The organism is Desulfovibrio fairfieldensis, from assembly GCF_001553605.1.
Lineage (GTDB): Bacteria > Desulfobacterota > Desulfovibrionia > Desulfovibrionales > Desulfovibrionaceae > Desulfovibrio > Desulfovibrio fairfieldensis.
In genome coordinates this window covers 36,619-60,426 of record NZ_CP014229.1, presented here as the reverse complement: position 1 = coordinate 60,426, position 23,808 = coordinate 36,619, and the positions used below count along the sequence as shown (strand labels likewise).

At 64.3% G+C, this 23,808-nt stretch carries 15 protein-coding genes; 7 read left to right on the top strand and 8 right to left on the bottom strand.

Annotated features, from left to right (window positions below; translation table 11 throughout):
- Nucleotides 1-5: 5 nt before the first annotated feature.
- Nucleotides 6-3,968, bottom strand: a complete 3,963-nt coding sequence (locus AXF13_RS00225) for an acyltransferase domain-containing protein (protein ID WP_062251198.1) — start codon at nucleotides 3,966-3,968, stop codon at nucleotides 6-8.
- 335 nt (nucleotides 3,969-4,303) lie between these two features.
- Between AXF13_RS00225 and AXF13_RS00220 the strand changes: the two genes are divergently transcribed.
- From AXF13_RS00220 to AXF13_RS00190, 7 genes are all read left to right on the top strand, one after another.
- A complete protein-coding gene (locus AXF13_RS00220) occupies nucleotides 4,304-5,626 on the top strand; it encodes an aminotransferase class I/II-fold pyridoxal phosphate-dependent enzyme (RefSeq protein ID WP_062251197.1) in 1,323 nt (440 codons plus the stop codon).
- A 104-nt stretch (nucleotides 5,627-5,730) separates the two neighbouring features.
- On the top strand, nucleotides 5,731-7,062 hold the full coding sequence (locus AXF13_RS00215; protein WP_062251196.1) for a glycosyltransferase family 4 protein: 1,332 nt from the start codon (nucleotides 5,731-5,733) through the stop codon (nucleotides 7,060-7,062).
- Nucleotides 7,063-7,065: 3 nt separating this feature from the next.
- Nucleotides 7,066-8,184 (top strand): polysaccharide deacetylase family protein, encoded by a 1,119-nt coding sequence (locus tag AXF13_RS00210; protein ID WP_062251195.1) that lies wholly within the window; start codon nucleotides 7,066-7,068, stop codon nucleotides 8,182-8,184.
- Nucleotides 8,181-9,539: a glycosyltransferase family 4 protein gene (locus tag AXF13_RS00205; RefSeq protein ID WP_062251194.1), complete on the top strand. Its 1,359-nt coding sequence runs from the start codon at nucleotides 8,181-8,183 to the stop codon at nucleotides 9,537-9,539. The genes AXF13_RS00210 and AXF13_RS00205 overlap by 4 nt, the downstream gene beginning before the upstream one ends.
- Complete coding sequence (gene asnB / locus AXF13_RS00200) at nucleotides 9,527-11,446, top strand: asparagine synthase (glutamine-hydrolyzing) (protein WP_062251193.1); 1,920 nt, start codon at nucleotides 9,527-9,529, stop codon at nucleotides 11,444-11,446. Before AXF13_RS00205 ends, asnB begins: the two co-directional genes overlap by 13 nt.
- A 155-nt stretch (nucleotides 11,447-11,601) precedes the next feature.
- On the top strand, nucleotides 11,602-12,462 hold the full coding sequence (locus tag AXF13_RS00195; RefSeq protein ID WP_008683441.1) for a zinc metalloprotease HtpX: 861 nt from the start codon (nucleotides 11,602-11,604) through the stop codon (nucleotides 12,460-12,462).
- Nucleotides 12,463-12,612: 150 nt separating this feature from the next.
- Complete coding sequence (locus AXF13_RS00190; RefSeq protein ID WP_062251192.1) at nucleotides 12,613-13,002, top strand: DVU_2496 family lipoprotein; 390 nt, start codon at nucleotides 12,613-12,615, stop codon at nucleotides 13,000-13,002.
- A gap of 176 nt (nucleotides 13,003-13,178) precedes the next feature.
- Here AXF13_RS00190 and argJ read toward each other — a convergent pair whose 3' ends face one another.
- From argJ to AXF13_RS00155, 7 genes are all read right to left on the bottom strand, one after another.
- Nucleotides 13,179-14,363: a bifunctional glutamate N-acetyltransferase/amino-acid acetyltransferase ArgJ gene (gene argJ / locus AXF13_RS00185; RefSeq protein WP_190276394.1), complete on the bottom strand. Its 1,185-nt coding sequence runs from the start codon at nucleotides 14,361-14,363 to the stop codon at nucleotides 13,179-13,181.
- Nucleotides 14,364-14,605: 242 nt separating this feature from the next.
- A complete protein-coding gene (gene fusA, locus AXF13_RS00180; protein WP_062251190.1) occupies nucleotides 14,606-16,684 on the bottom strand; it encodes an elongation factor G in 2,079 nt (692 codons plus the stop codon).
- 96 nt (nucleotides 16,685-16,780) lie between these two features.
- Entirely contained in the window at nucleotides 16,781-17,251 is a 471-nt protein-coding gene (gene rpsG / locus AXF13_RS00175) for a 30S ribosomal protein S7 (protein ID WP_008683437.1), read from the bottom strand.
- 137 nt (nucleotides 17,252-17,388) lie between these two features.
- Nucleotides 17,389-17,760 carry a 30S ribosomal protein S12 gene (rpsL, locus tag AXF13_RS00170; protein ID WP_008683436.1) on the bottom strand — a complete coding sequence of 124 codons (372 nt, stop codon included), beginning with the start codon at nucleotides 17,758-17,760 and terminating at the stop codon, nucleotides 17,389-17,391.
- Nucleotides 17,761-18,166: 406 nt separating this feature from the next.
- Nucleotides 18,167-19,918, bottom strand: a complete 1,752-nt coding sequence (locus AXF13_RS00165) for a methyl-accepting chemotaxis protein (RefSeq protein ID WP_062251189.1) — start codon at nucleotides 19,916-19,918, stop codon at nucleotides 18,167-18,169.
- A 126-nt stretch (nucleotides 19,919-20,044) separates the two neighbouring features.
- Nucleotides 20,045-21,517: an OprD family outer membrane porin gene (locus AXF13_RS00160; RefSeq protein ID WP_062251188.1), complete on the bottom strand. Its 1,473-nt coding sequence runs from the start codon at nucleotides 21,515-21,517 to the stop codon at nucleotides 20,045-20,047.
- Nucleotides 21,518-21,520: 3 nt separating this feature from the next.
- Nucleotides 21,521-23,743, bottom strand: coding sequence for an EAL domain-containing protein (locus AXF13_RS00155; protein ID WP_062251187.1), 2,223 nt, complete (start codon nucleotides 23,741-23,743; stop codon nucleotides 21,521-21,523).
- Nucleotides 23,744-23,808: the final 65 nt, after the last annotated feature.

Here is a 23,808-nt window from a genome sequence, read left to right as displayed (position 1 = left end):
CCATGTCAAGGTTGCGCAACGACGGCGGACGGCGGCTCCTGTTCAAGAGACGCCGTTTCCAGCCGGTCAAATTCCAGGTGATGGAGGGTCAGCAATACGCGCTCCCGCGCATCGGAAATCTGAGCGTCAAAGCGCTGCAATCTGCCGTCGGCCCAGGAACGCCGCAATTGCAGACGCCAGGGCCCCTTTGCCCCGCGCTCGCCGCCGAAACGGATGAAACCAGCCGCATTGAGCCGCCAGCGGCACAATTCGGCGGCCATGCCGACACCATCCGCGCGCACCGGGCCGTCCCCTTGCCGGGCCAGGGCCAAGGCCAGCGACGCGGCCTGCACGATCCCCTCCACCATATACAGGCAATCAGTATAGCCCCAATTCCCTTCGGGAGCAATGGGCTCTTCCGGTGTGGGCAAAGCGGCCCGGTACATATTTTCGGGCAGAACCGCAAAGCCGGACAGCAAACGCCAGGGAGCGTCCAGCCCCAGCGCATCGTAAAATACGGCCAATTCCTCCCGCCCCTCGCCGTCCACCGGCTTTCCATCGACGCCGTCAGCACCGGCGGCGGGCCAGAGCGGGGGTACTTCGGCGGGGGCGGCGGCCAGCAGCACCATGCCTTCAGCCACCGGCGCGTACTGCTCCGTATGGCGGCCGTTGTCCGTCAGTTGGCGGACAACGAGGTCCGCGCGGCACATACGGGTCATGACCCGGTCATGCATCAACCAGGGCCGGGCTTCCACAGTGAGACGGCATTCGCGGGTAATGCCGGTCGGCAGCGGGGGCGGCTCATGAAAGCGCACGTCGGACAGGCCGGTGACCGCCAACCAGGGCAGGAACAGGCGGGAACCTTCCAGCAGGGCCTGAAGGGCGCGGCTGGCCGGCAGCCAGGGCGCGGACGCCTGTACGGCATTGGAGCCCCGCCCGCCGTGGGCGGAAAGCGCCGGATCCGCGAAACGGGAAAACTGGCAGGCCCCCTGGAACAGGGTGGACGTGGGCCGGAGCGGCGGCCGCGGATCGGGAAAAACCAGCGGGAAAAACTCCGGCCTTTCCAGCAGGGGCAGGGCGCGCGGCGCGCAATCCGGGCGCAGGGCATTTTCCCGGCCCCAGATCACTCTTTCGCAGCCCCCGCGCAACAGCTCGCGGGCCAGCATGTCGCCCAATTCATTGAGCCCGGCCCGCCGACCGTCATCCAGCAGCTCAACGGCGCGGCAGGCAAAGCCCCCCTCGCGGGCCAAAGCGCTCAGGCGGCCGGACAGGCGCGCGGACGAGGGCCCGGCGGCAAAGGCCCGCTCCACGGCGGCGGGCGTCAGGGGCACGCGATTGAAACAGCAGGCGTAGCGCAGCCCGTGCGCCAGCGCCGGGCGCAGGCAATCCTCCAGCAGGGCCGGAGCGGCGGCGTTGGCCTCGGACGCGGGCACGAAAAATACGCCGTCCACCCGTCCTTCCTCGGCGGCAAGTCGGCGGAAGGCCGCGCGCAGGCTTTCGGCGTCCGGCCTTGCGGCACAGGTAACGTCCAGCGGCGTCAGACGCGCGCCCGCCTTGGCCAGGGGCGCGCAGACGTCCAGCAGGTCCAGGGGCGGCGCCAGCGTGCAGCCCAGCGGCGCAAGGCCGCTCAACAACTGCGGCAGCAGGTCCCGGTCAAAAACACAAAGCGCCACCACATCGCCGCGCCGCAACGGCAGTCCCTGGCCGCAGGGGTCCAGGGGCAGAGGGGAAGGACACGGCTTTACGGGCGATGAGGCATTACCGCCGTCCGCGTACGGCGGGCGGGGCGCAAAGCGGCAGAGGGGCGCAAGAGCGCGGTTCCGGGCATATTCAGGCGCGGGCTTATGTTCCGGACCGGGCGAGGACTCCCCGCTCTTCCGTTCCGCGTCGGCCTTTGCGCCGGTCTTTGCGCCAGTCAGGGCGCGGGCCAGATCCCCAATGGTCGCCACCTGCAAGAGGTCCTCAAAATTGACGCTCAGGCCCAGGCGCTGTTCGGCCTCCTGGAGGATCAGGGGAAAACGGCTCGAACGCAGGGCCAGATCGTAGCGCAGGTCCATCTCGGGCCGCAGTTCCTCCACAGGCCTGCCGCTGGCCTTCGCCAGCACTTCGAGCACAATGTCCATCTGGCCGGAAGTGACGCCGGACGCGGCGCGCGCCGGGGCGGCCGTGCCCGAAGCCGCCGGAACTTTGCCCGGCGCGGTGCTCTCCCGCGCCGCTACGCTTCGCCCGACCAAGGCCGCGGCCCTGGCGCGGATGGCCGCGCGCGGCAGATGGCCCAGAGCATACAACCGGGCGCAGGCCTGTCGCAGGCCCTCGGTTTCCCTGCCCTTTCGCCCGGCGGAAAAACACAGGGCGCGCGGCTCGATATCCCCCACCAGACCGCAGAGCGTATCCTGCGGCCCCAGTTCCAGAAAATGGCGGATGCCGTCCCGCTCCCACATGGCGCGCACGCCTTCCACCCAGCGCACGGAATTTTCGTCCAAGTCCGTGATGTAGCGGCAGATGTCCGGCTGCTCCCGGGGATAAAAGCCGGTGGTGATGTCGCTGAGCATAGGCAGGCGCGGCGCGTGCATTTCAAGAGCGTTCAGCCGCCGCTGGGAAAGATCGCGCAGCACGCGCATGCTCGGATGATGAAACGCCAGGCTGACATTGAGCATGATGGCCGGGATGCGCCGCTTGCGCATATGCTTGCGGGCTTCCAGCAGGACCTCGCGCGGCCCGCTCAGAATGAACTGCCGGGGGGTATTGTAGTTGGAAACATAGAGCGCGGGCCAGGTTTTGCGTGCTTCCTCAATGACTCCAGCGTCGGCGTGCACGGCCATCATGCCGGTTTCGCGCGTGGCCTTGGCCTCCAGCTCGGCCATGTGCACGGCGCGGGTGTCCAGGATGTACCAGGCAACCTCCGGCTCATAAATGCCCGCGAAGCAGAGCGCGATAAGTTCGCCCAGGCTGTGGCCGCACATCAGGGCCGGAGCGAGCCCCAGCGAGACGAACTGGCTCCACTGGGCGTATTCCAGCAGAAAAAGGTAAGGGATCTGCCAGCGGGTAAGGCTGATCTTTTCCACATCCGTCTCGTCCATGAGCCCGAGCACATCCCAGTCGGCCACCGTCGCGATGCGCTCCATGGCCGCCCTGGCCGCCGGAAAATTGTCGTACAGTTCGCGCCCCATGCCCGGCCAGACCGCGCCCAGGCCGCAGCACATGACCGCCAGCGGCGGCGCCGGCATGGCCGGGGCGAGCCACAGGCCGCGCGCCTCCAGGGCGCTGACGGCCCCGGCGTCCGGGCTTGCGCCCAGGCTCAGAAGCTCCTGCCGCCAGAGCGGATTGATTCCGGCCAGCCGCCAGTCCAGACCGTTCTGGCGCAGATCCACATAGCGCACGCCGTCCAACACCAGTTCATCCGGCTCCCTGATCTCCCGCGCGGCATTGCCGTCGAATGCGCCGACGACTCCGGCCAGGGCCGGGGCGCGGTCCGGGGAGCTCACGGACGGTCCGGATGCCGAGGCTGACGCCTCCTCCTCGGGCGGCAACCGGCGCAGGAGCAACGGCTCACAGATCCAGCCGCCGCCGACACCCGCTTCGTTCCCTTGCGGGCGGCAGAACACAAGAGCCAGCTGGGCATGCGTGTTTTCCGCCAGAAAACGGTCCGCCTCTTCCAGCAGTTCCGGGCTGAAATCCGTTGTCAGCAGGCGCGGCGCGCCGATAAGGGCCGAACCCGCCGCATCCCCGGCGAGAGCCTCTTGCAGGGCGCGGGAAAAAACAACAGCGTCCGTGAAAAAAGACCGGGAAGGAGCAATGCCGACCCAGAGGGCGGTGGGCGCGCCGCGCGCCGCGCCCAGGCGCAGCAGGCTCAGGCAAGGCGCGGCCAGGACAAGCGCGGCATCCGTCTCCGGACCGCCGACAGGCAGAAGGACGCGCCGGAAGGTTTCCAGCGCGAGCGACGCGGAAGGCGCGGCAAGGGAGGCGATTATGGCATCGTCGTTGTGCATGGCGGCCTTTGAAGCGCCGCCGCAAAAGCGCGCGGAACATCCGGCGTGGTCTTGCGGAGCGGGCGAAAAATGCTAGGGCATATCCAGGCTGTTGTCCAGCCCGTGCCGCATTCCGACACGGCCGGGTGCCCCGGTCCGCCCGCGTCATGAACGCCGGCCCTCTCCGAAACCCGCCGGGCGGGCCGATATTTACTGCCGCTTTCAGCGCATTACGGGCTTGCCTTGCGTTTCGGCTTCAGCTATACTGAATCGTTACAAAGATGTGCCGAATCAGCGGCACTCCATCACGCCGGTCCCATATCCGGCAAATTCCGGACAATTCGCGAGGATAAGGCATGAAGAACAACCATTCCTGTCAGGCAGGCTCCACAACGGCGGAACAGCGCGCCGTTGCGCCAAAGAGCTGCGCTTCCGGCTTCAACCGCATGCGTTCCAAACTCTCTTTCGAGCGGCTTGTGGAAATGGCCAGCCAAATGGGGATGGATAATCCTCTCTTTGTTTGCCACGATCGGGCGGCCAAGGCCACCACGCTGATCAACGGCAAGGAATTCATCAATTTTTCCACCTATGATTATCTGGACATCAACGCCCATCCCGAAATCACCGAGGCCGTGACCAAAACGGCCGGCATTTTCGGCACCTCGGCCGGAGCCAGCCGCCTGGTGGGCGGCGAGCGCCCGCCCCACCATGATCTGGAGCGCGCCCTGGCCGATCTGTACGAGGTGGAGGACTGCATCGTCTACGTCAGCGGGCACGCGGCCAACGTCTCCACCCTGGGCTTCATGTTCGGTCCGCGCGACGCCATTTTTCACGACGGCCTGGCCCACAATTCCCTGGTTCAGGGCGCGCGCCTTTCCGGCGCCACGCGCTACTCATACGCCCACAACGACTGCGACGCGCTGGAGGAGATGCTTAAAGCCCACCGCGGCGAGCACAAATACGCGGTCATCGTTACCGAGGGGCTGTTCAGCATGGACGGCAACATCCCGGACCTGCCCCGGATCATTGAGCTCAAAAAGAAATACGACTGCATGCTCCTGGTGGACGAAGCCCACTCTTTGGGCGTGCTGGGCAAGACCGGGCGCGGCGCGCGCGAATATTACGGCATAGACCCCACGGACGTGGACATGTGGATGAGCACCTTGTCCAAGGCCATGTGCGGGTGCGGCGGTTTCATCGCGGGCCGCAGCGACCTGATAAAATTTCTCAAATACGGTTCGCCGGGTTTCGTATTCAGCGTGGGCATGCCCCCGGTCATTGCCGCGGCCTGCCGCAAGGCGCTGGAAATCATGCTGCGCGAGCCCGAGCGGGTGCATAAGCTCCAGCACATCAGCCGATATTTTCTCGAATACGCCCAGAGCAAGGACCTGGATACCGGCGCGGCTCAGGGCTATGCCGTCGTGCCCGTCATTGTCGGGGACTCCATGGTTTCCGGCTTCCTGTCCCAGCAGCTCTTCAAGCGGGGCATCTACGTCATGCCCGTCTCCTTCCCGGCGGTCAAGGAAGGCACGGCCCGGTTGCGCTTCTTTATTTCCGCGGCCCACACCGAGGAACATGTCCGCAAAACCCTGGACGCCGTGGTGGAAGAACTGCCCAACGCCCAGGCCATTGTGGAAAAATACCGGCGTGAGCATCAGGACGAAGCACAGGACGATTAGCATTCTTGCCCCGTCCGTGCCGTCCGATTCGGCGTTGACAGCAGCCTCGGCCGGACCGGCGCAAAACCGGTCCGGCCTTTTTTGCACTTCTTGCGGAGAAAGCCATGTCCCGCTCCGAGGCGGCCCCCACAGCCGCGTCCCCAGACCCATCTTCTTCAGACGCCGCAACTTCGGCCCGGCGAGGCGACGCCGCCACGCCCTTCTCTCTGGCCTATGTGCTGCTCTGGTTTCCTCTGTCCTCGGAAACCTTTATTTTCAGGGAAATCGTCCAGCTCATGGCTCTGGGCCTGCCCATCCACGTCTACACCATGTACGGCAAGGCCCTGAAAGGCTGCTCCCAGGAAATGCGGGACTTCCCAGGTCCGGTGCGCCGCATGGGGGCGACGGCCTTTTTCCGGATCTGGGCGGCGTTTTTCCGCGCCCTGCGGCGGGAACCGGGCAAGGTCTGGCGACTGCTGCGCGAAGGCTGCTTCCGCCGCATGCGCAATCTGGAGTCCCTGGGCGAAAATCTCTGGTGCTTTATGGCCGGTTTTCTGCTGGCCGAACAGTGCCGGGCCGACGGCATCAGCCTGATCCACTCCTCCTGGGCCAACGGCCCGGCCACCGCGGCCTGGGTGGCCTCGCGCCTGACGGGCATTCCTTTTGCCTTCACCGGCAGAGCCGGAGACATCTATCCCCAGGACGGCCTGTTGCGTGAGAAAGCGCGCGACGCATTGTTCATCCGTACCAACAATCAGGCCAATGTAGGCTGGCTGCAAAGTTTCTGCCCGCCGCGGCAGCAGGACAAGGTGCGCCTGGTCTACAACAGCCTGACCTTTACCGAGCGGACGGAATGCGCCCTGCCCATGCGGCCGCCCTACCGCCTGCTGGCCGTGGGCCGCTTCGCGCGCACCAAGGGTTTTCCCGAATTGTTGACAGCCATGGCCAGGCTGCGGCGCGAACAGGTGCCCGTGCGGCTCACCCTGGTGGGCGACGGCGGCTGGCACCGTAAGCTCACGGCCCTGCGGCGGCGGCTGCGCCTGACCGACTGCGTGGACATGCCGGGTTTCCTGCCCCATGACCGGCTGCGCGAATCCATGCAAAACCACGACATGCTGGTGGTGCCCAGCGTGGTGTACAGCAACGGCGACCGCGACGGCATTCCCAACGTGATCATGGAAGCTCTTTCCCACCGCATGCCCGTGGTGGCCACGGACGTCTGCGGCATCTCCGAAGTGATCCGCGACGGGGAAACCGGCCTGCTGGTGCCCCAGCGCGACCCGCGCGCCCTGGCCCTGGCCGTGCGGCGCATGCTGGAAGACCGGGAGCGGGCCCTGGGCATGGCTGAAGCGGGCCGCGCGCTGGTGGAACAGATGTTCGACAGGGATACGAACATCACGGCCCTGCGCGACCTTTATCTTTCGGCCGATCGCTCCCGGCGGACGGAACAGGGCTGAGCCATGCGCCGACGCGAGACGTTGTACCTGGTGGTCAGCCTGGATGTGGAAGAGGAAGGATTGTTCGGCGGCCGCTACGCCCGCCGCGCGCCGCGCGTGACCAATACCGCGCAGCTTTCCCGCCTGGCGCCCCTGCTGGAACGGGGCGTGCGGCCCACGCTTTTCTGCGCGCACAGCGTGCTGACCGACCCGGCCTCACGCGCGATCCTGGCCCGGCTGCGGGACATGTCCGGCGCGGAAATCGGAGCGCATCTGCACCACTGGAACACGCCGCCTCTGGGCCTGGACAGCCATGCGAGCGGGCAGTCGGATATGGCGGACGCGGCGGACGTGACAAACAGCGTGCCTGCGGCATCGGTGCCCGCTGCCCTGATGGCGGCCAAGCTGGGCACTCTGTTCCGGGTGGGCGAGGATTTTCAGGGCGCGCCCCTGACCTCTTTCCGCATGGGGCGCTGGGATCTGCACCGCGCGCATTGGCCTTTGCTGGCGCGGGCGGGCGTTTTGTGCGACGCTTCGGTGCGCCCTCTGCACTGCGCCAAAACAGGCGCGGATGGCGTCGCGGCCGGGCCTGACCACTTCAATGCCCCCAGCGATCCCTACTGGGTGCCGGTGGAGGGCAAACATATTTTTGAAGTGCCCCTGACGGTCACGCCGCTGCTTCGCCCCCTGCCCAAAATGCTGAGAGCCCTCCCTGACGGGCCGGATTCATGGGGACGGGCCGTGCGGGCAAGCCTGCGGCACTGGGGGGCTCTGGCCCTGCTGCCCGTTGAGCACCCGCTCTGGGCCATGCGGGCCGTGACCGGTCTGTTCGCAGCCCGGGGGGGACGCGTGCTGTCGCTGACCTGGCATTCCTCGGAAATGCTGCCCGGCGGCGCGCCGCATCTGCCCGACGCAGCCTCGGTGGAACGGCTGATGACCAAAATCGAAATCTACCTGGACTGGCTGCACGCGCATTGGGAGGTGCGCTGCCTGACCATGGACGGCCTGCGCCGGGAGCTGGGGAGCTCGGCGGCCTGCCCGCGTTCGGACGTCGCGTGCGACTGGACGACAGGGGCGGAACAGGAGAAAGAATCCGGACAAGGGGGAACAACTTGGGGAAGCGACCGAGGAGAACCCGCATGACGACAGAACAGATCAATCCATCCCCTCCCGGGGAAGGAAAACCCCTACCCGCCGGCCTGCCCCATGTGGCTTATGTGCTCTTGTGGTATCCGCTTTTTACCCAGCCCTTCATTTTCCGCGAAGTGGAAGGACTCAAGGAACATCTGCCTCTGACCGTCTACAGCCTGTATGCGCGCAATCTGCGCCACTGCTCCACGGAAATGCGGGCGGCGGCGGACAGTGTGCGCACCTTCGGGATCAAAGCCGCGCCTCTTTTCGCCCTGGAACTGCTGCGTCAGTTGCTGACCCATCCCCTGCGCCTGTGCCGCCTCTTCCGTCGCAGCATGTTCCGGCGTTGGCGCAGCCTTGAAACTTTTGGCGAAAATCTCTGGGCTTTCGGCGCGGGCCTGTATCTGGGCCGTCGGTTCCGTGAGGACGGCATTGACATGATCCATGCGCCGTGGCCGCGCGGCGCGGCCACGGCGGCTTGGGTGGCCGCCGACATCGCGGGCGTGCCCTTTTCCACGTCAGCGCGCGGCGACAATCTGGAACCAGCGGACCCGGACCTGGCGGACAAGTTGAGCGCGGCCCTTTTTGTGCGCGCCAACAACGCGGCGGACCAAGCCCGCATCGAAGCCTTTGACCGCAGCCAGGCCAGAGGCAAGGTAGCCCTGGTCTACAACAGCCTGACTCTGCCGCCGCCCGCCGTGGATTCCACGGCCTCCCGTTCCGGGGACTGCACGCGGAAAACGCCGCGCCTGGAACAGGGCCCCGTGCGCCTGCTTGCTTTGGGTCGTTTCGACGTGACCAAGGGCTTTGACGTGCTGCTGACTGCCTGCGGCATCCTCCGGGAACGCGGCCTGAATTTCAGCCTGACCCTGGCCGGAGGCGGCGGCAAAGTCATGGGGCTCGGGCATTTGGGCGCGCAGCTGGTCAAAATGCGCAAGGATCTGGGCCTGGAAAAACAGGTCGACATGCCGGGCCTGATTTCCCACAACGAACTGCCGCGCATTCTGGACGAGCATGACATTTTCGTGGCCCCCTGCGTGGTGCATGCCTCGGGCCGACGCGACGGCATTCCCAATACGGTTATTGAAGCACTGGCCTACGCTCTGCCGGTAATCAGCACCACGGTCAACGCGCTGCCGGAGGTGGTGCGCGACCACGAGACCGGCCTGGCCATACCGCCCGGCGACCCGCAGGCCCTGGCCGAAGCCGTGCTCCGGCTGGTCGGGCATCCGGAGGAAGCCCGGCGCATGGGGCGCAACGGCGCGCTGCTGGCCCGGGACATGTTCGATCCCCATACCAACAACCTGCGGCTGGCCGAGCTGTTCATCAGCTGGTACGCCCACTGGAAAAAAACATGTGCGGCATAGCTGGCATCTGTCGTCTGGACGGGGAAACGCTCTCCCCGGAAGCCGGAATCCGGGTCAAGGCCATGACCGACTGCCTGACCCACAGGGGGCCGGACGGCGAAGGCCTCTGGCAGGCCGGTCCGGTCTGCCTGGGGCATCGGCGGCTTTCCATCATTGACCTGGCGGGCGGCGCCCAGCCCATGCACAGCGCCGACGGCCGCCTGAGCGTGACGTTCAACGGCGAGATCTACAACTTCGCCGAACTCAGGGACGAGCTGGCGGCGGGCGGCGCGCGTTTCCAAACCAATTCGGACACGGAAGTCATTCTGGAAGGCTACCGCCGCTGGGGCGCGGACTGCCTGGCGCGCTTCGACGGCATGTTCGCCTTCGCCCTCTGGGACGCGGAGCGCCGACGCCTGTTCTGCGCGTGCGACCGCTTCGGCAAGAAGCCCTTTTTCTATACCGTCCAGCACGGCTGCCTGTACTTCGCCTCGGAGCTCACGGCCCTGACCCGCGTGCCGGAGCTGACCCTCACGCTGGACCCGCAGGCCGTCATGCGTTACCTGGCCTACGAATACGTGCCCACGCCCCAGACCGTTTACGGCGAAGTCCGCAGCCTGCCGCCCTCCCATCTGCTGCTCTCGGGACAGGGCGACGTCCGCCTGGAACGCTATTGGGACATGCCCGTGCCGGACGAAGCCGACCCCAGGGATGAAGGCGAACTCTGCCGGGAGCTGAACCATCTGCTCTCCCGCGCCGTGCGCCGCCGCATGGTCAGCGACGTGCCGCTGGGCGTCTTTCTCTCGGGCGGCATTGACTCCTCCATTGTGGCCGGGCTCATGGCCCGGCAGTCCGCCACGCCCATCAAGACCTTTTCCATCGGCTTCACCGAAGCCAGCTACGACGAATCGCGCTACGCCCGCATCGCGGCGCGAGCCTTCGGCACGGACCATCACGAGCGAATACTCTCGGCCGAGGAATGCGCGGACGAGCTGCCCGGCATCGTCAGCCGCATGGACGTGCCCATGGCCGACGCCTCGGTAGCGCCCACATGGCTGCTCTCGGGCGTCACCCGCGAGCATGTCACCGTGGCCCTGGGCGGAGACGGCGCCGACGAACTCTGGGCCGGGTATGAGCACTATATCGGCTTCAAGGCGGCGGAGTGGTACAACGCCCTGCCCGCCTTTGTCCGGCGCGGGATCATCGAACCCCTGGCCCGGCATCTGCCCGCCTCGGCCGGGTATATCAATCCGCGCCTGGCCGTGGCTACGTTTCTGCGCGGGGCGCACGCCCCGGCCTGGCAGCGGGTGCAGACCATGCTCACGGCCTTCACCCCGGAGATGCAGCGCGAAATTCTGGACACACCCTGGCTGGAAGCGCACGGCGACTTTCTGCGGCCCGACCGGCTGTTCGCTCCCACGCGCGAGCAATACGAGCACTGGCTGCCGGAAAGCGCGGCGGCTCCCCTGGCACGCGCCTTTCACGTCTATGTCCGCCAGTTCATGCTGGACGACATCCTGGTCAAGGTAGACCGCTGCTCCATGCTCCATTCCCTGGAAGTGCGCGCGCCCTTCCTTGACCGGGACGTGGCCGAATTCGCGGCCCGGCTGCCCGTGCGCCACAAGCTGCACGGCTTCAAGCGCAAGTATCTGCTCAAAAAGGCCTTTGCCGACCTGCTGCCGCCGGAGATTCTGCACCGCAACAAGCGCGGCTTCCAGATTCCGGTGGCGGCCTGGCTGCGCGGACGGATGCGCCCGCTCATGGAAGATCTGCTCAGCGAAGCACGCCTGCGCGAGCAGGGCATTTTCAATCCCCGTGCCGTGCGAGCGCTTATGAACGAGCATATTTCAGGCCGGGCGGATCTGCGCAAGCCGTTGTGGACGCTGCTGGTCTTCCAACTCTGGTGGCAGGCCCGAAAAAACAATTGAGCTTTTTGCCCCTGACGGCGTTGGGCTTCGCGACGCCGTCGACAAAAAATCTCGCTTGGCCCGAACCTTGCCAGCGCACATGCCATGCTTATATTTTATAGTCGTTACGATAGAGAAGACGCGTCCCAGCGCATTTTGAAGATAAGGAGAATTTTATGACCAGCCAGATAAAAACAGTTCTTCTGCTGGCCTTGCTGTCCGGCATCATTATCGTGCTTGGCGGCCTGATGGGCGGCCGCACCGGCGTGATCATCGCCTTCGGCTTGGCCCTCGTGATGAATGTGGGCAGCTACTGGTACTCGGACAAAATCGTGCTTTCCATGTACCATGCCCGGGAACTGGCCCCTGAGGAAGCCCCCTATTTGCACCGGATTGTGGAAGAGCTGGCCCGCAATGCCGGCATTCCCAAGCCGCGCGTCTGCGTGGTGCCGGAAGAGGCCCCCAACGCCTTTGCCACGGGCCGTGATCCGCAGCATGCGGTGGTGGCCGTGACCGAGGGCATCATGCGCCTGCTTTCGCCCGAGGAGCTGCGCGGCGTGGTAGCCCATGAAGTGGGCCATATCGTCAACCGCGACATCCTCATCCAGACCGTTGCGGGCGTGCTGGGCTCAGCCATTGTAACCTTGGCCAACATCTTTCAGTTCACCGCCATTTTCGGCGGCAACCGTGACGGCGAAGGCGGCGGCAATCCCATCGGCGCGCTGGTGCTGGCCCTGCTCGCGCCCATCGCGGCCGGGCTGATCCAGATGGCCATTTCGCGTTCGCGCGAATACCTGGCCGACGACACGGGCGCGGAACTGTGCGGCCAGCCGCTGGCCCTGGCCGGAGCCCTGGCAAAGCTGGGCGCGGCCAGCGGAAGGATTCCCATGCAGGAGGGCAATCCCAGCACGGAGCAAATGTTCATTGTGGCGCCCATGTTCAGCATTGACGGCAGCATGGCCAACCTGTTCAGCACACATCCGCCGTTGGAAGAGCGCATCCGGCGTTTGCAGGCCATGGCCGCCGCCCGGCGTTAGAGCGTTGTGGTATTTTCAGTATTAAAACGCTCCGGGTGGATTTTTCGCGGAATTATCGCAAAGTGAATTTGCTTTGCCGCGAAGTGATACGTTCAAGCGTGACATGCCCTGATTTGTTCCACCATCCGCTTCACAACAAAGGTCGAGGTTATGAAACTACGCCTCCCGCTGGGAATTATGCTGGTCCTGCTGCTCGCCGCCTGCGGCGCCAAAAATACGTCGGAGGAGCCGCCCGCTCCCCAGCCCGCGCCCTGCCCCTTTGTCTATGTTTATGCGCCGGGCAATTACATTATCGACATTGCAGGCGGCGCGGATGTGGTGCTCGACCCCATGGCGCAGGACTTTTCCCTCTTCTGTGCGCCCGCGGACGCCCGTGCGGCGCTCAACGCCGAAATCGCGGCGGGCCGCCTGCCCGAGGGCGATTGGCGCATCTACCGGGTGGAAGGCCAGTTCGATGACCTTGCCCAGAAGTCCGGTCCCAACCAGTACACGCTCAAACGTATGGCTCCCATCGTGGATTGGGTGACCGAAGACATCTGAGGCCGGACGCCGTATGTAGAACGCCCGCTCCTTGCTGAAAGGAGCGGGCGTTCTACATTTTGCGCTTGAAATTATCGCTTAACGGCGAAATAAATTCGCCTTGCGATACTTTCGCGGTGCGGATTTTCCGTGAAAATCCGCACAGAGCGTTGAGATATTTTCAATATCAAAACGCTCTAAGAACGGTAATCGGAATTCAGCGTCACATATTCATGGCCCAGGTCCGAAGCCTGGAACGAATAGCTGCCGGGGCCGTCACCCAGATTGATGTCCACGGCAATATCCCTGGCCTTGAGCAATTCGGCCAGCGTTCCCTCCTGATCGTCGTTCACCGGACGGCCCAGGCGGAAGCGTTCCACGCCGCAGAGGTGCAGGCCCACCTTGGCGGGATCGAAGCTCGCGCCGCTGTAGCCCACAGCTGTGACGATACGGCCCCAGTTGGCGTCGCCGCCGTAGATGGCCGTCTTGACCAACTGCGAATGCCCCACGCTGCGGGCCACCAACTCGGCGTCCGCGTCATTGCGGGCGCCGCGCACGCTGATATGAATGACCTTGCTTGCGCCTTCGCCGTCCATGACCAGCATGTGTGAAACCGTGCCCAGAATGGCGGTAAGGGCCTCTTCCAGCAGTGCCAGATCCGCTTCATCGCGAGCGGCCACGCCGGACGCGCCGTTGGCCAGGCCCAGGATGGTGTCGTTGGTGGAGGTGTCGCCGTCCACACTGACCCGGTTGAAGGTCTTGTCCACGGCCCGGCCGAACATGGCCTGCCAGGGCTCACGCTCCACGGCGGCATCCGTAAGGGCCACACAGAGCATGGTGGCCATATTGGGGCAGATCATGCCCGCGCCTTTGGCCATGACTGTCAGGCGCACCGTACCGCCGGAAAGCGTCACCTCGCGCATGGCGAACTTGGGAAAGGCGTCCGTGGTCATGAAGGCGCGGGTGAAGCCCTCGGCGTCGCGGCTGCCCAGGCTTTGAGCCAGGGCGGGCACAGCCTTGCGCCAGAGGTCCATCTTGAGGTGGGCTCCCACCACACCGGTGGAAATGGGCAGAATCTCCTGCGCCTCAAGGCCCGTGGCCTCGGCCGCCATCTCCTGGGTGGTCCGGCAGTTGTCCAGGCCCTCCTCGCCGGTGCAGGCGTTGGCTTGGCCGGAATTGGCCAGCACCGCGCGGGCCGTGCCGCGGGTATTCAGGATTTCCTGGCAGACCAGGACCGGCGCGGCCTTGAACAAATTCTGGGTGAACATGCCGGCCAGCACGCAGGGCCGGTCGGAAACTATCAGGCCCAGGTCGTCACGGCCCGCCTTTTTGAAATTGGCCGCTGCGGTTCCGGCTTTGAAGCCTGTGGGAAGATCGTCAATCATAACATCCCCTATTCCGCTGTGTCCGCCTAGCCTGATGCGGCCAGACGGGGCATATGCGAATCGCGGGAATTTCACACTGCTGCGAAATTCCCGCGACTATTAATAACTACCCTGTAAATTTGAGATTTTTTGTTCGCCGGCAAGGAAAACAAGCTTTTTATGCAGGGAGTGTACTCTCATGGTACTTGACCGGAATAAAAAGCGCCGTTTGACGCAGCCAGCGGCAAAAAGGCTCAAATTTACGACTTGGCTTTCTGGATTTCCTCGGCCAATGCCGCCGGCACACGTTCGTAATGGTCGAACTGCATGGTGAAGGTGGCGCGGCCCTGGGTACGCGAACGCAGGTCCGTGGCATACCCGAACATAGAGGCCAGGGGCACCTGGGCGCGCACGCTCTGCGCGCCTCCGGCGCGGGCTTCCATGCTCTGTACGCGGCCGCGACGGCCGTTGAGGTCGCCCATGACATCGCCCAGGTATTCCTCGGGCGTAACCACTTCCACATCCATGATGGGCTCAAGCAGCACGGGACCGGCCTTGTGCATGGCGTCCTTGATGGCCATGGAACCGGCCACATAGAAGGCCTGCTCCGAGGAGTCCACTTCGTGGTAGGAACCGAACACCAGGTTGACCTTGAAGTCCACGCAGGGGAAGCCCGCCAGCACGCCGGACTTCATGGCGTCCTGAATGCCCTTGTCGATGGCCGGGATGTATTCCTTGGGAATCACGCCGCCGGTGATGGAGTTGACGAACTCGTAGCCCTTGCCCGGATTCGGCTCCACCTCAATGACGCAGTGGCCGTACTGGCCGCGGCCGCCGGACTGCTTGGCATGCTTCATATCCGACTTGGCGGGCTTGGAGATGGTTTCGCGGTAGGCCACCTGAGGCTTGCCCACATTGGCGTTGACGCTGAACTCGCGGGTCAGGCGGTCCACGATGATTTCCAGATGGAGTTCGCCCATGCCCGCAATAAGGGTCTGGTTGGTCTCCTCGTCGCCCTTGACCCGGAAGGAGGGGTCTTCCTTAGCCAGCTTGTTCAGCGCGGCGGAAAGGGCATCGCGGTCGGCCTTGGTCTTGGGCTCGATGGCCACTTCAATGACCGGCTCGGGGATGTTCAGGGACTCCAGGATCACTTCGTGCTTTTCGTCGCAGAGCGTATCGCCGGTGGAGGCGTTCTTCAGGCCCACCAGAGCCACGATGTCGCCCGCGCCGGCCCATTTGATGTCCTCGCGCTTGTTGGCGTGCATTTTGAGGATGCGGCCGATGCGCTCCTTCTTGCCGGTGTTGGCGTTATACACGCTGGTTCCGGATTCCAGGAAGCCGGAATAGATGCGGAAGAAGGACAGATGGCCGATGAAGGGATCGGAAAAGAGCTTGAAGACCAGACCGGCCAGAGGCCGCTTGTCGTCGCAGGGGCATTCGATGATCTCGTCTTCCTTGCCGGGCACGTGACCGATCATGGGCGGGATGTCCACGGGCGAGGGCAGATAGTCCACCGTGGCGTCCAGCAGGGGCTGCACGCCCATGTTGCGGAAGGCCGAACCGCAGAGCACCGGCACGATGTTCCGGGCGATGGTGGCCTTGCGGATGCAGGAGATGATTTCCTCTTCCGTGAGGGTTTCCCCGCCCAGGTACTTCTCAAGCAGGGCTTCGTCTTCCTCGGCCACGGCTTCCAGCAACTCATGGTGCTTTTCGTCGTACAGGTCCTGCATGTCGGCGGGCACGTCCTCTTCCACGAATTCGGCGCCCTTGGTGGTTTTGTCGAAACGGATGGCCTTGCCCCGCACCAGGTCCACCACGCCTTCAAACTTGTCTTCCGCGCCGATGGGCAGCTGCAAAGGCACGGCCTTGGCGCCCAGACGATCGTGGATCATGCTCACGCAACGGAAAAAGTTGGCGCCGATGCGGTCCATCTTGTTCACAAAACAGATGCGCGGCACGTGATAGCGGTCAGCCTGGCGCCAGACCGTTTCGGACTGCGGCTCCACGCCGGCCACGGCGTCAAACACGCAGACAGCGCCGTCCAGCACGCGCAGGGAACGCTCCACCTCAATGGTGAAGTCCACGTGGCCGGGGGTGTCGATGATGTTGATGCGGCAGTCTTTCCAGAAGCAGGTGGTGGCGGCGGAGGTGATGGTGATGCCGCGCTCCTGCTCCTGCTCCATCCAATCCATGGTGGATTCGCCGTCGTGGGTTTCGCCGATTTTGTGGGAAACGCCGGTGTAAAAAAGGATACGCTCGGTGGTGGTGGTCTTGCCGGCGTCAATATGGGCCATGATGCCGATATTGCGCTGTTTGTCTACGGGAACAGTGCGGGACACGGTATTTCCTCCATACTGCGGAAGGTGTGGTACCAAACCGACGCCGCTTCCTTACGGACGCGGCGTCGGCGGCATGCGATTCAAATCGGAACGGCCTTACCAGCGGTAGTGGGAGAAGGCCTTGTTGGCGTCGGCCATGCGGTGGGTGTCTTCGCGCTTCTTCACCGCGCCGCCGCGGCCGTTGTAGGCATCCAGCAGTTCGGCGGAAAGTTTGGCGGTCATCCCTTTTTCGCCGCGCGAGCGGGAATAGTTGATCAGCCAGCGGATGGACAGGGAGACCTGACGCTCGGGACGCACTTCCATGGGCACCTGGTAGGTGGCGCCGCCCACGCGGCGGGCCTTGACTTCCATATGCGGCTTGACGTTGTCCAGGGCCTTTTCAAAGGCGCGCATGGGGTCTTCGCCGGTCTTTTCAGCCAGGGTTTCCAGGGAGCTGTAAAAAATCTTTTCAGCCGCGCCTTTTTTACCGTCGTACATCAGCCGGTTCACGAATTTGGTGACCAGACGGCTGGAGTACAGCGGGTCAGGCAGCACTTCCCTCTTGGGAACGGGACCTTTACGGGGCATGGGGTTTCTCCTTCATGCTTGTATTGCGGCGTCACCAACCCCGCGACGCGCCGGCGCCCAGAGCAAAGCGGGCGGCCGTGGCGCGGCGCATGGCGCACGCCGGGCGGATTGGCAAAGGGGGTTGAAATGCCGGGAACCTACTTGGGACGCTTGGCGCCGTACTTGGAACGGCTCTTGCGGCGGTCGGCCACGCCGGAGGTATCCAGGGTGCCGCGCACGATGTGGTAACGGACGCCGGGAAGGTCTTTCACACGGCCGCCGCGGATGATTACCACGGAGTGCTCCTGCAGGTTGTGGCCTTCGCCGGGGATGTAGGCCGTCACTTCGATGCCGTTGGTCAGGCGCACGCGGGCGACCTTACGCAGGGCCGAGTTAGGCTTTTTCGGGGTGGTGGTGTAAACGCGGGTGCATACGCCGCGACGCTGCGGGCAGGCCTGCAACGCCGGGGTCTTCTTGCGTTTCACCACGGCTTTCCGCTCAATGCGGATGAGCTGATTGATCGTGGGCATGCATTCCTCCATAAGGAACAGTTAAACGGGGAAAACTCCAAGGGGTTGGACATAGCCCAGGCAAGGCGGGGCTGTCAAGGGGCGAGGCGCTTTCACGCAGGGCAATCGAATGAATGTCTCCTCTTCGGATATGCATTTGACTCCATCGGTGCGTCTTCTTTCCTTTAAGGCATTTCAACTTTGAAAATGTTGAAATGCCCTGGCGGCCGTGTGAGCGGACGCCCGCGCCTGAAGCCAAGGCGGACCACGTTCCCGCCGCAGGCTGAAGGCAGCGTCAGCTTTGAAATCGGCACAATTTCAAAGCGAATCCGCTCCAGACCCGCGAACGCAGCCGATATTGTCGGCAAGTGAGCGGGGGGGGCTGGCTTTGCGGTTATTTTACAAAATCCGCTTTTTCCGCGCCCCGTTACCCCTTGCCGCGCATTTCCGTGACCAACGCGTGCAGGGTGCGGGTCTGCCCGGCCAGGTCCGCCACGGAACGCGCCGCGTTGTTCATGGCCTGGGCGGTCTGCCCGGCCACCGTATCCACCTCGTTGATGGCGTCGGCCATCTCCCGGCTGGACACGGCCTGCTCCTCGCTGGCCGTGGCAATGGCCCGCACCTGGGTGGCGGCGCCGTCCACAATGGAAACGATTTCGCGCAGGGCCTCGCCGGATCTGCCGGTCAGTTCCGTGGCCTGCTCGATGGTCTGCACGGCTTCATCCACCTGGCGCATATTTTTGTCCGCGCTCTGCTGGATGGCCCGCACGGCGTTATCCACATCCGTGGTTGAGGCCATGGTTTTTTCGGCCAGCTTGCGCACCTCGTCGGCCACCACCGCGAAGCCGCGCCCGGATTCACCGGCCCGCGCGGCCTCAATGGCCGCGTTCAGCGCCAGCAGATTGGTCTGGTCCGCGATATCCGAGATCACGCTCATGATCCGGTTGACCGCCTGGGCATGCTGGCCCAGGGTCTGCATATCCTCTTTCAGCCTGCGGGACTGCTCCTGCACGCTGCGGATGCTCCGGGTCACTTCCAGCACCACATCCGCGCCCTCCTCTGCCTTCTGGCGGGCACCGGCGGAAAGTTCCGCCGCCGAGGTCGCGTTGCGGCTCACCTCGATCACCACGGCGCTCATCTGTTCCATGGCCGAGGCGGTCTCGGAAATTTTGCGGGCCTGGACCTCCGCGCCCTTCTTGGATTGGAGAATACCGGCTGAAAGCTCGCCCGAAGCGCGGTTGGCATTGCTCACCACATCCTCGATGCGCTGGCAGGCCCCCAGAATCATATCATTCTTGGCCGCCGTCTCCTGCGCGGCCACCTCGGCCGAACTCAAGGCTTCCTCGGCCTCCCGGCTTTTAGCCAGGGCCATATCGGTCTGTTCGCGGGCCTCCTCGATCTTGTGCTTGAGCGTGCCGACCATCACGCCCAAGGCCGCGTTCAACTGGCCCACCTCGTCTTTCTGGACGATGCGGGGCTCGCGCAGATTGCCGCCCGCCACTTCCCTGGCGTAGAGCACCAGACGGCGCAGCGGCCCGGCGATGCTGCGGGTGAGAAAGACGGCCAGCAGCACACAGACCAGCAGAATGCCGCCGCTCATGGCCAGGGCCACATTCCGGCTCTGGACAAGGGTCCTGGCCAGGGCCGTGTTGGAGCGCATGAGGTCTTCGTCCACCAGTTTGATGGCCTTGGTCAGGCCTTCGCGGATCAACAGCAGATTGGTGGCGATCCCTTCCCGGTAGAGCCTCTGCATGCCCTGCACGTCGCCTTTTTCATGGGCGGCCACGATGCCGGGCACGGCCGCATGCAAGGCCAGATGCGGCTGTTCCAGGGCGTCCAGAATGGGAGCCACGGCGGGCAGACGCTGTTCCAGTTCCTCGCGGCCTTCTCCGTAAAACCATTTGCCGAACGTACACTGATGTCCGTCGGTAACCACATTGAGCCTGGTCACCGTATCGTCCAGAAGGTAGGCCGCCACGTTGGCCGCCCAGATGAAATGGGCGTTTTCCGCCTTGAGCAGGGTCAGTTCGGACTCGCTGCTGCGGTCCAGGTCGTCGGAAACCCCGGAGATGTCGCCGATCACTTTGAAATTATAAACCGTGTACAGGCCGAACAACAAAAAAATCACCCCGAAGGCAAGGCTCAATTTGTAGACAAGCCGGATGTCTCGCCAACGCATACTCGTATCTCCCGCGAAAAAGTCGCACGGTTGGCCGCGCGGTGCGCGGCCGATATATGATTCTGTTAATCAGCTTTACGGCAGACTTTGTCCGGGGATTAGCCCTGTCCGGCATATTCTTTTGGCTTAAAACGAAAACGGCAGGCCGATCAGAATCTTGAAATCGTGTTCCGACTGAAAACCGTTCTTGTACACGGACCAGCTGGGCGCGTCCGTGCCGTTGCGATATTCCGTGTAATGCAGCTTGACGAAAGCGCCTTCCAGGGGGCCGTCGGGCTTGACGTAGCCGAGATCGCCGTTCACGGCCCATTCGTTCAGGCGCTCGGACGTTCCCCAGCCCCGCCCGTCCCAGCCCATGGCCCCGCTCACCCCCACGTAAAAGCCCTTTACGGGAAGGATATCGTCCAGGCGGCGTTCCACGCCCGCGAAGACCGCCTTTTCATCGTCCGCGTTCCAGTCCGAGCGGGAATCCCACCAGACCTCATAGGCGCCCTTGGCTCCGCCGTTGCGGTCCGCCAGGCGGTAGGCGAACTGCCCCTGGCTCCAGGGCCCGGACATGGGCGCGGCGGTATAGGTGCCTTCCAGGCGAAAGGTCCACATATCCAGCTCGTACAGGCCGAAGAGATAGTGCTGAAGGGCCAGGCCGTCAAAGTTGTTATTGACCCCGCCGCCGTCGTCGCTGTCGGCCATGGCGTAGAGATGGTAGCCGAACTTCAGCCGTCCGGGCCCCGCGGGCAGTTCCCAGCCGCTCTTGAAATGGGCGTTGTGCAGATGACCCGGCGATTGGCCGTAGGCCGCCTCCAGGGTAATGCCGTTGTCAAAGGCGTAGCGCGCGCCCAGGCTCCAGACGCCGGGCACATGGCTCTCGCCGTCGTTCTTCATCAGTTTGTATTCGTCCAGGAACCAGGGAGCCTTGTAGGTGTCGGCCACCATACCGGCCACGGAAAAGCCGCCGAAATCCAGGCCCGCGTTCACTCCCCGCCAGGAGCCGGGCATAATGGACCAGTTCACGCCCAGCACGCCGGGCCCTTCGGGCTGCAACCAGCCCGCGCGCAGCCACGCCGGACCGGCCTTGGCCTTGAGCGCGGCCTTGTAGATGGAAACGCCGCTCAGCGTGAAATGCCTGCTCCAGTCCGGGTGCCAGGGATCCTGCCAGGGCACGTAGCCCATTTCATGGTCCGGCGCGCCGTAGTTGAACAGATCATGGGAGGTGAAGACGCCGAAATCGAAACCCAGATGGTCCCAGGCATAGCCGGAAACCAGATCCAGATTGGCCTGAAGGGAGCCGTGGCGCAGGTTGGTGCGGTAGGTTTTGCGGTCCACGTCGTAGCGCTGGCGGTCCCGGCCGAAGAAGTACAGGCCGCCGCTGAGATGGGCGTCGTTTACCAGCGGGCTGAGCGGACTGTCCTCGGGCAGAAGCGTCCGGGCCGGGCTGTTCCTGTCCGGACTGGCCGTATCGGCCGCGCTGTCCGCGACATCCGCCGCATCCGCGCCCGCGGGCCACAACGCCCAGAGCAATACCCAGAACAACGCCGGAAGACAAAGCAGCCGCAGGGTGCGGAAACCGCCCGGAACCAGGCGTTGCTGTTGTTCCGCCACAGGCTAGCGTTCCCCGGCGGCGGGCCCCGGCCGCGTTGCGGCGGATAGGGCTGCGCGGTCTTCGCCGCCCTCGGCCCTGTTTTGCTGAAGATACGCCAGACATTGCGCTTCGGGCAGGGCAGGGCTGTAGCGCCAGCCCTGGAAAATGTCGCACCCCTCCTCGCGCAGAATGGCGACCTGTTCGTCGTTTTCCACGAATTCGGCCACGCAGCTCATGCTCCGGGCCCGGCAAAGACGGGTGATGGAAGAGACGATATCGCGGCAGATGGGATTGGTGACCAGTTCCTTGGTGATTTCGCCGTCGATTTTCACATAATTCACCGGGAACTGTTTGAGATACTTCAGCGAGCTGTGCCCCATGCCGAAGTCGTCAATGGCGATGGGAAAGCCCAGATCATGGAGGCGCGCCACTACCCGGCTTTCCGGCGAGCCGGAGTCCAGCGCGCTGGATTCGGTCACTTCCACGCTCATCTGCGCGGGCGGCACGCGGTAGCGGCGGGTTATCTCCATAAAACGCTCCGGCAGCGAGTCCTGCAGCTGCAGGGCGGAAACATTGACCGCCACGGTCAGGTCCGTCAGGCCCGCGTCCAGCCAGCGGCGGCGCGTGCGGCAGGCGGTTTCGAAAATCCAGATCCCGATGGGCCGGATCAGCCCGGATTCCTCGGCCAGGGTCACGGTCACGGGCGCGGGAATGGACCCGTAGGCCGGATGCCGCCAGCGCAGCAGAGATTCCACGCCCACCGCCCTGCCGCTGCGGGCGCAAATCTGCGGCTGGTACTCCAGAAAAAGGCCCTGGGCGTTGCGGCTCTCCCTTTCCAGGTCCAGGATCAGGCTGCGGGCCAGGGTGCCCGCGTCGTCCTGCTGGCGGCTGTAGGGGCCGCCGTCCCCGCCGCAGATCCGCCCGGTCAGAGTGCTGAACGCCGCGTTGGTGCGGCGGATGTTGACCTTGTTGGTCAGCACCACAAAGGGCGCGTAAATGCAGATGCCCAGGCAGAGATTCACCAGTTGCAGCAAAGAGCCGTTCAGGGAGCCGGTGGCCAGATAGCCGTTGAGCAGTACGGGCGTGGTCCATTCCGTGGCCACGCTCGCGCCCGGCACCAGCCCCCAGACCACCGCCAGATAGCTGATGCCCGCCAGAATCAGGGGCGTACCCACAAAGGGGATCAGCATCAGCGGGTTGAGCACCACGGGCAGGCCGAAGAGCAGAATTTCATTGATGTTGAACATGCCGGGCAGCAGGGACAAAAACCCCAGGCCCCGGCTGGTGCGGGTTTTGCCGAACAGAATCAGCGCGCCCGCCAGACAGATGCCCGCGCCCGAACCGCCCATGAACACGAACACATCCATGAAGTTCTTGGTCATGATGTGCGGCAGGGGCAGACCCACGGCGGCGGCGGTTTCATTGGCAAGCATGGCCGCACCGTAAATATCGTGGGTAATGGGGTCCAGCACGTTGGCCCCGTGGATGCCCAGAAACCAGAGCACATGCAGGGACAGGATATAGAGCAGGCTCCGCTCCAGACCATCGTGCAGGGCGTCGAAAGGCAGGCGGATGTAATGATAAGCCAGTTCGTGCAGGGACGAACCCGTGCCGTGCAGCAGCGTGCCGACGGCGGCAAAGACCAGCAAGGTCAGAATGCCGGGCAGAAAGGAGCTGAAGGTACGCGGCAGGGCAATGTCCGGCGCGCCGCCGCGCAAATGCAGATGGAGTTGCTTGAAGGAAAAAAAGAACAGAAACAGCCGGGTGGAGGCCAGGCCCACCAGCAGGGCCACGAACAGGCCGGAAACGCCGAACCAGCGCAGATTGTCCGACGAGGCCGACTGCGGGAAAAGACAGAACAGGGCCGCCAGGTTGACCAGACCGGCAATGACCGGGTTGGCCCGGAAAATCCGGCTGGCGCTGTTGAACTGGTCCACCAGATGCTGGCCGATGGAAAAGACCAGGCTCAGGGACATGATCGCAAAGGTGCCGCTGTAGAGGATCTCACCGAACAGGGTCCAGCGCGGGCCGAAAACATGGGCCATGAAGTCCCTGTAGGCGGTCAGGGGAAAGCTGTTCAGCAAAATCGCCAGAGAGCCCAGGAACATGAAGGGCAGCATGACGATAAGCGCCGAACGGACGGCGGCCAGAGTGGGGACGCCCGCGGCCTGGTCGGCCAGGCGCAGAGCTCGGTTGACCAGGCGGTTGCGGAGGGTGGAGGTGGCGTCCTTTAGTTTTGCGTTCACAAAAACCCTTGGTTGCGGCGGCCATCCCGCGTTGGACGGGCGGCGCTCCGGCAAAAGCTCCGGCG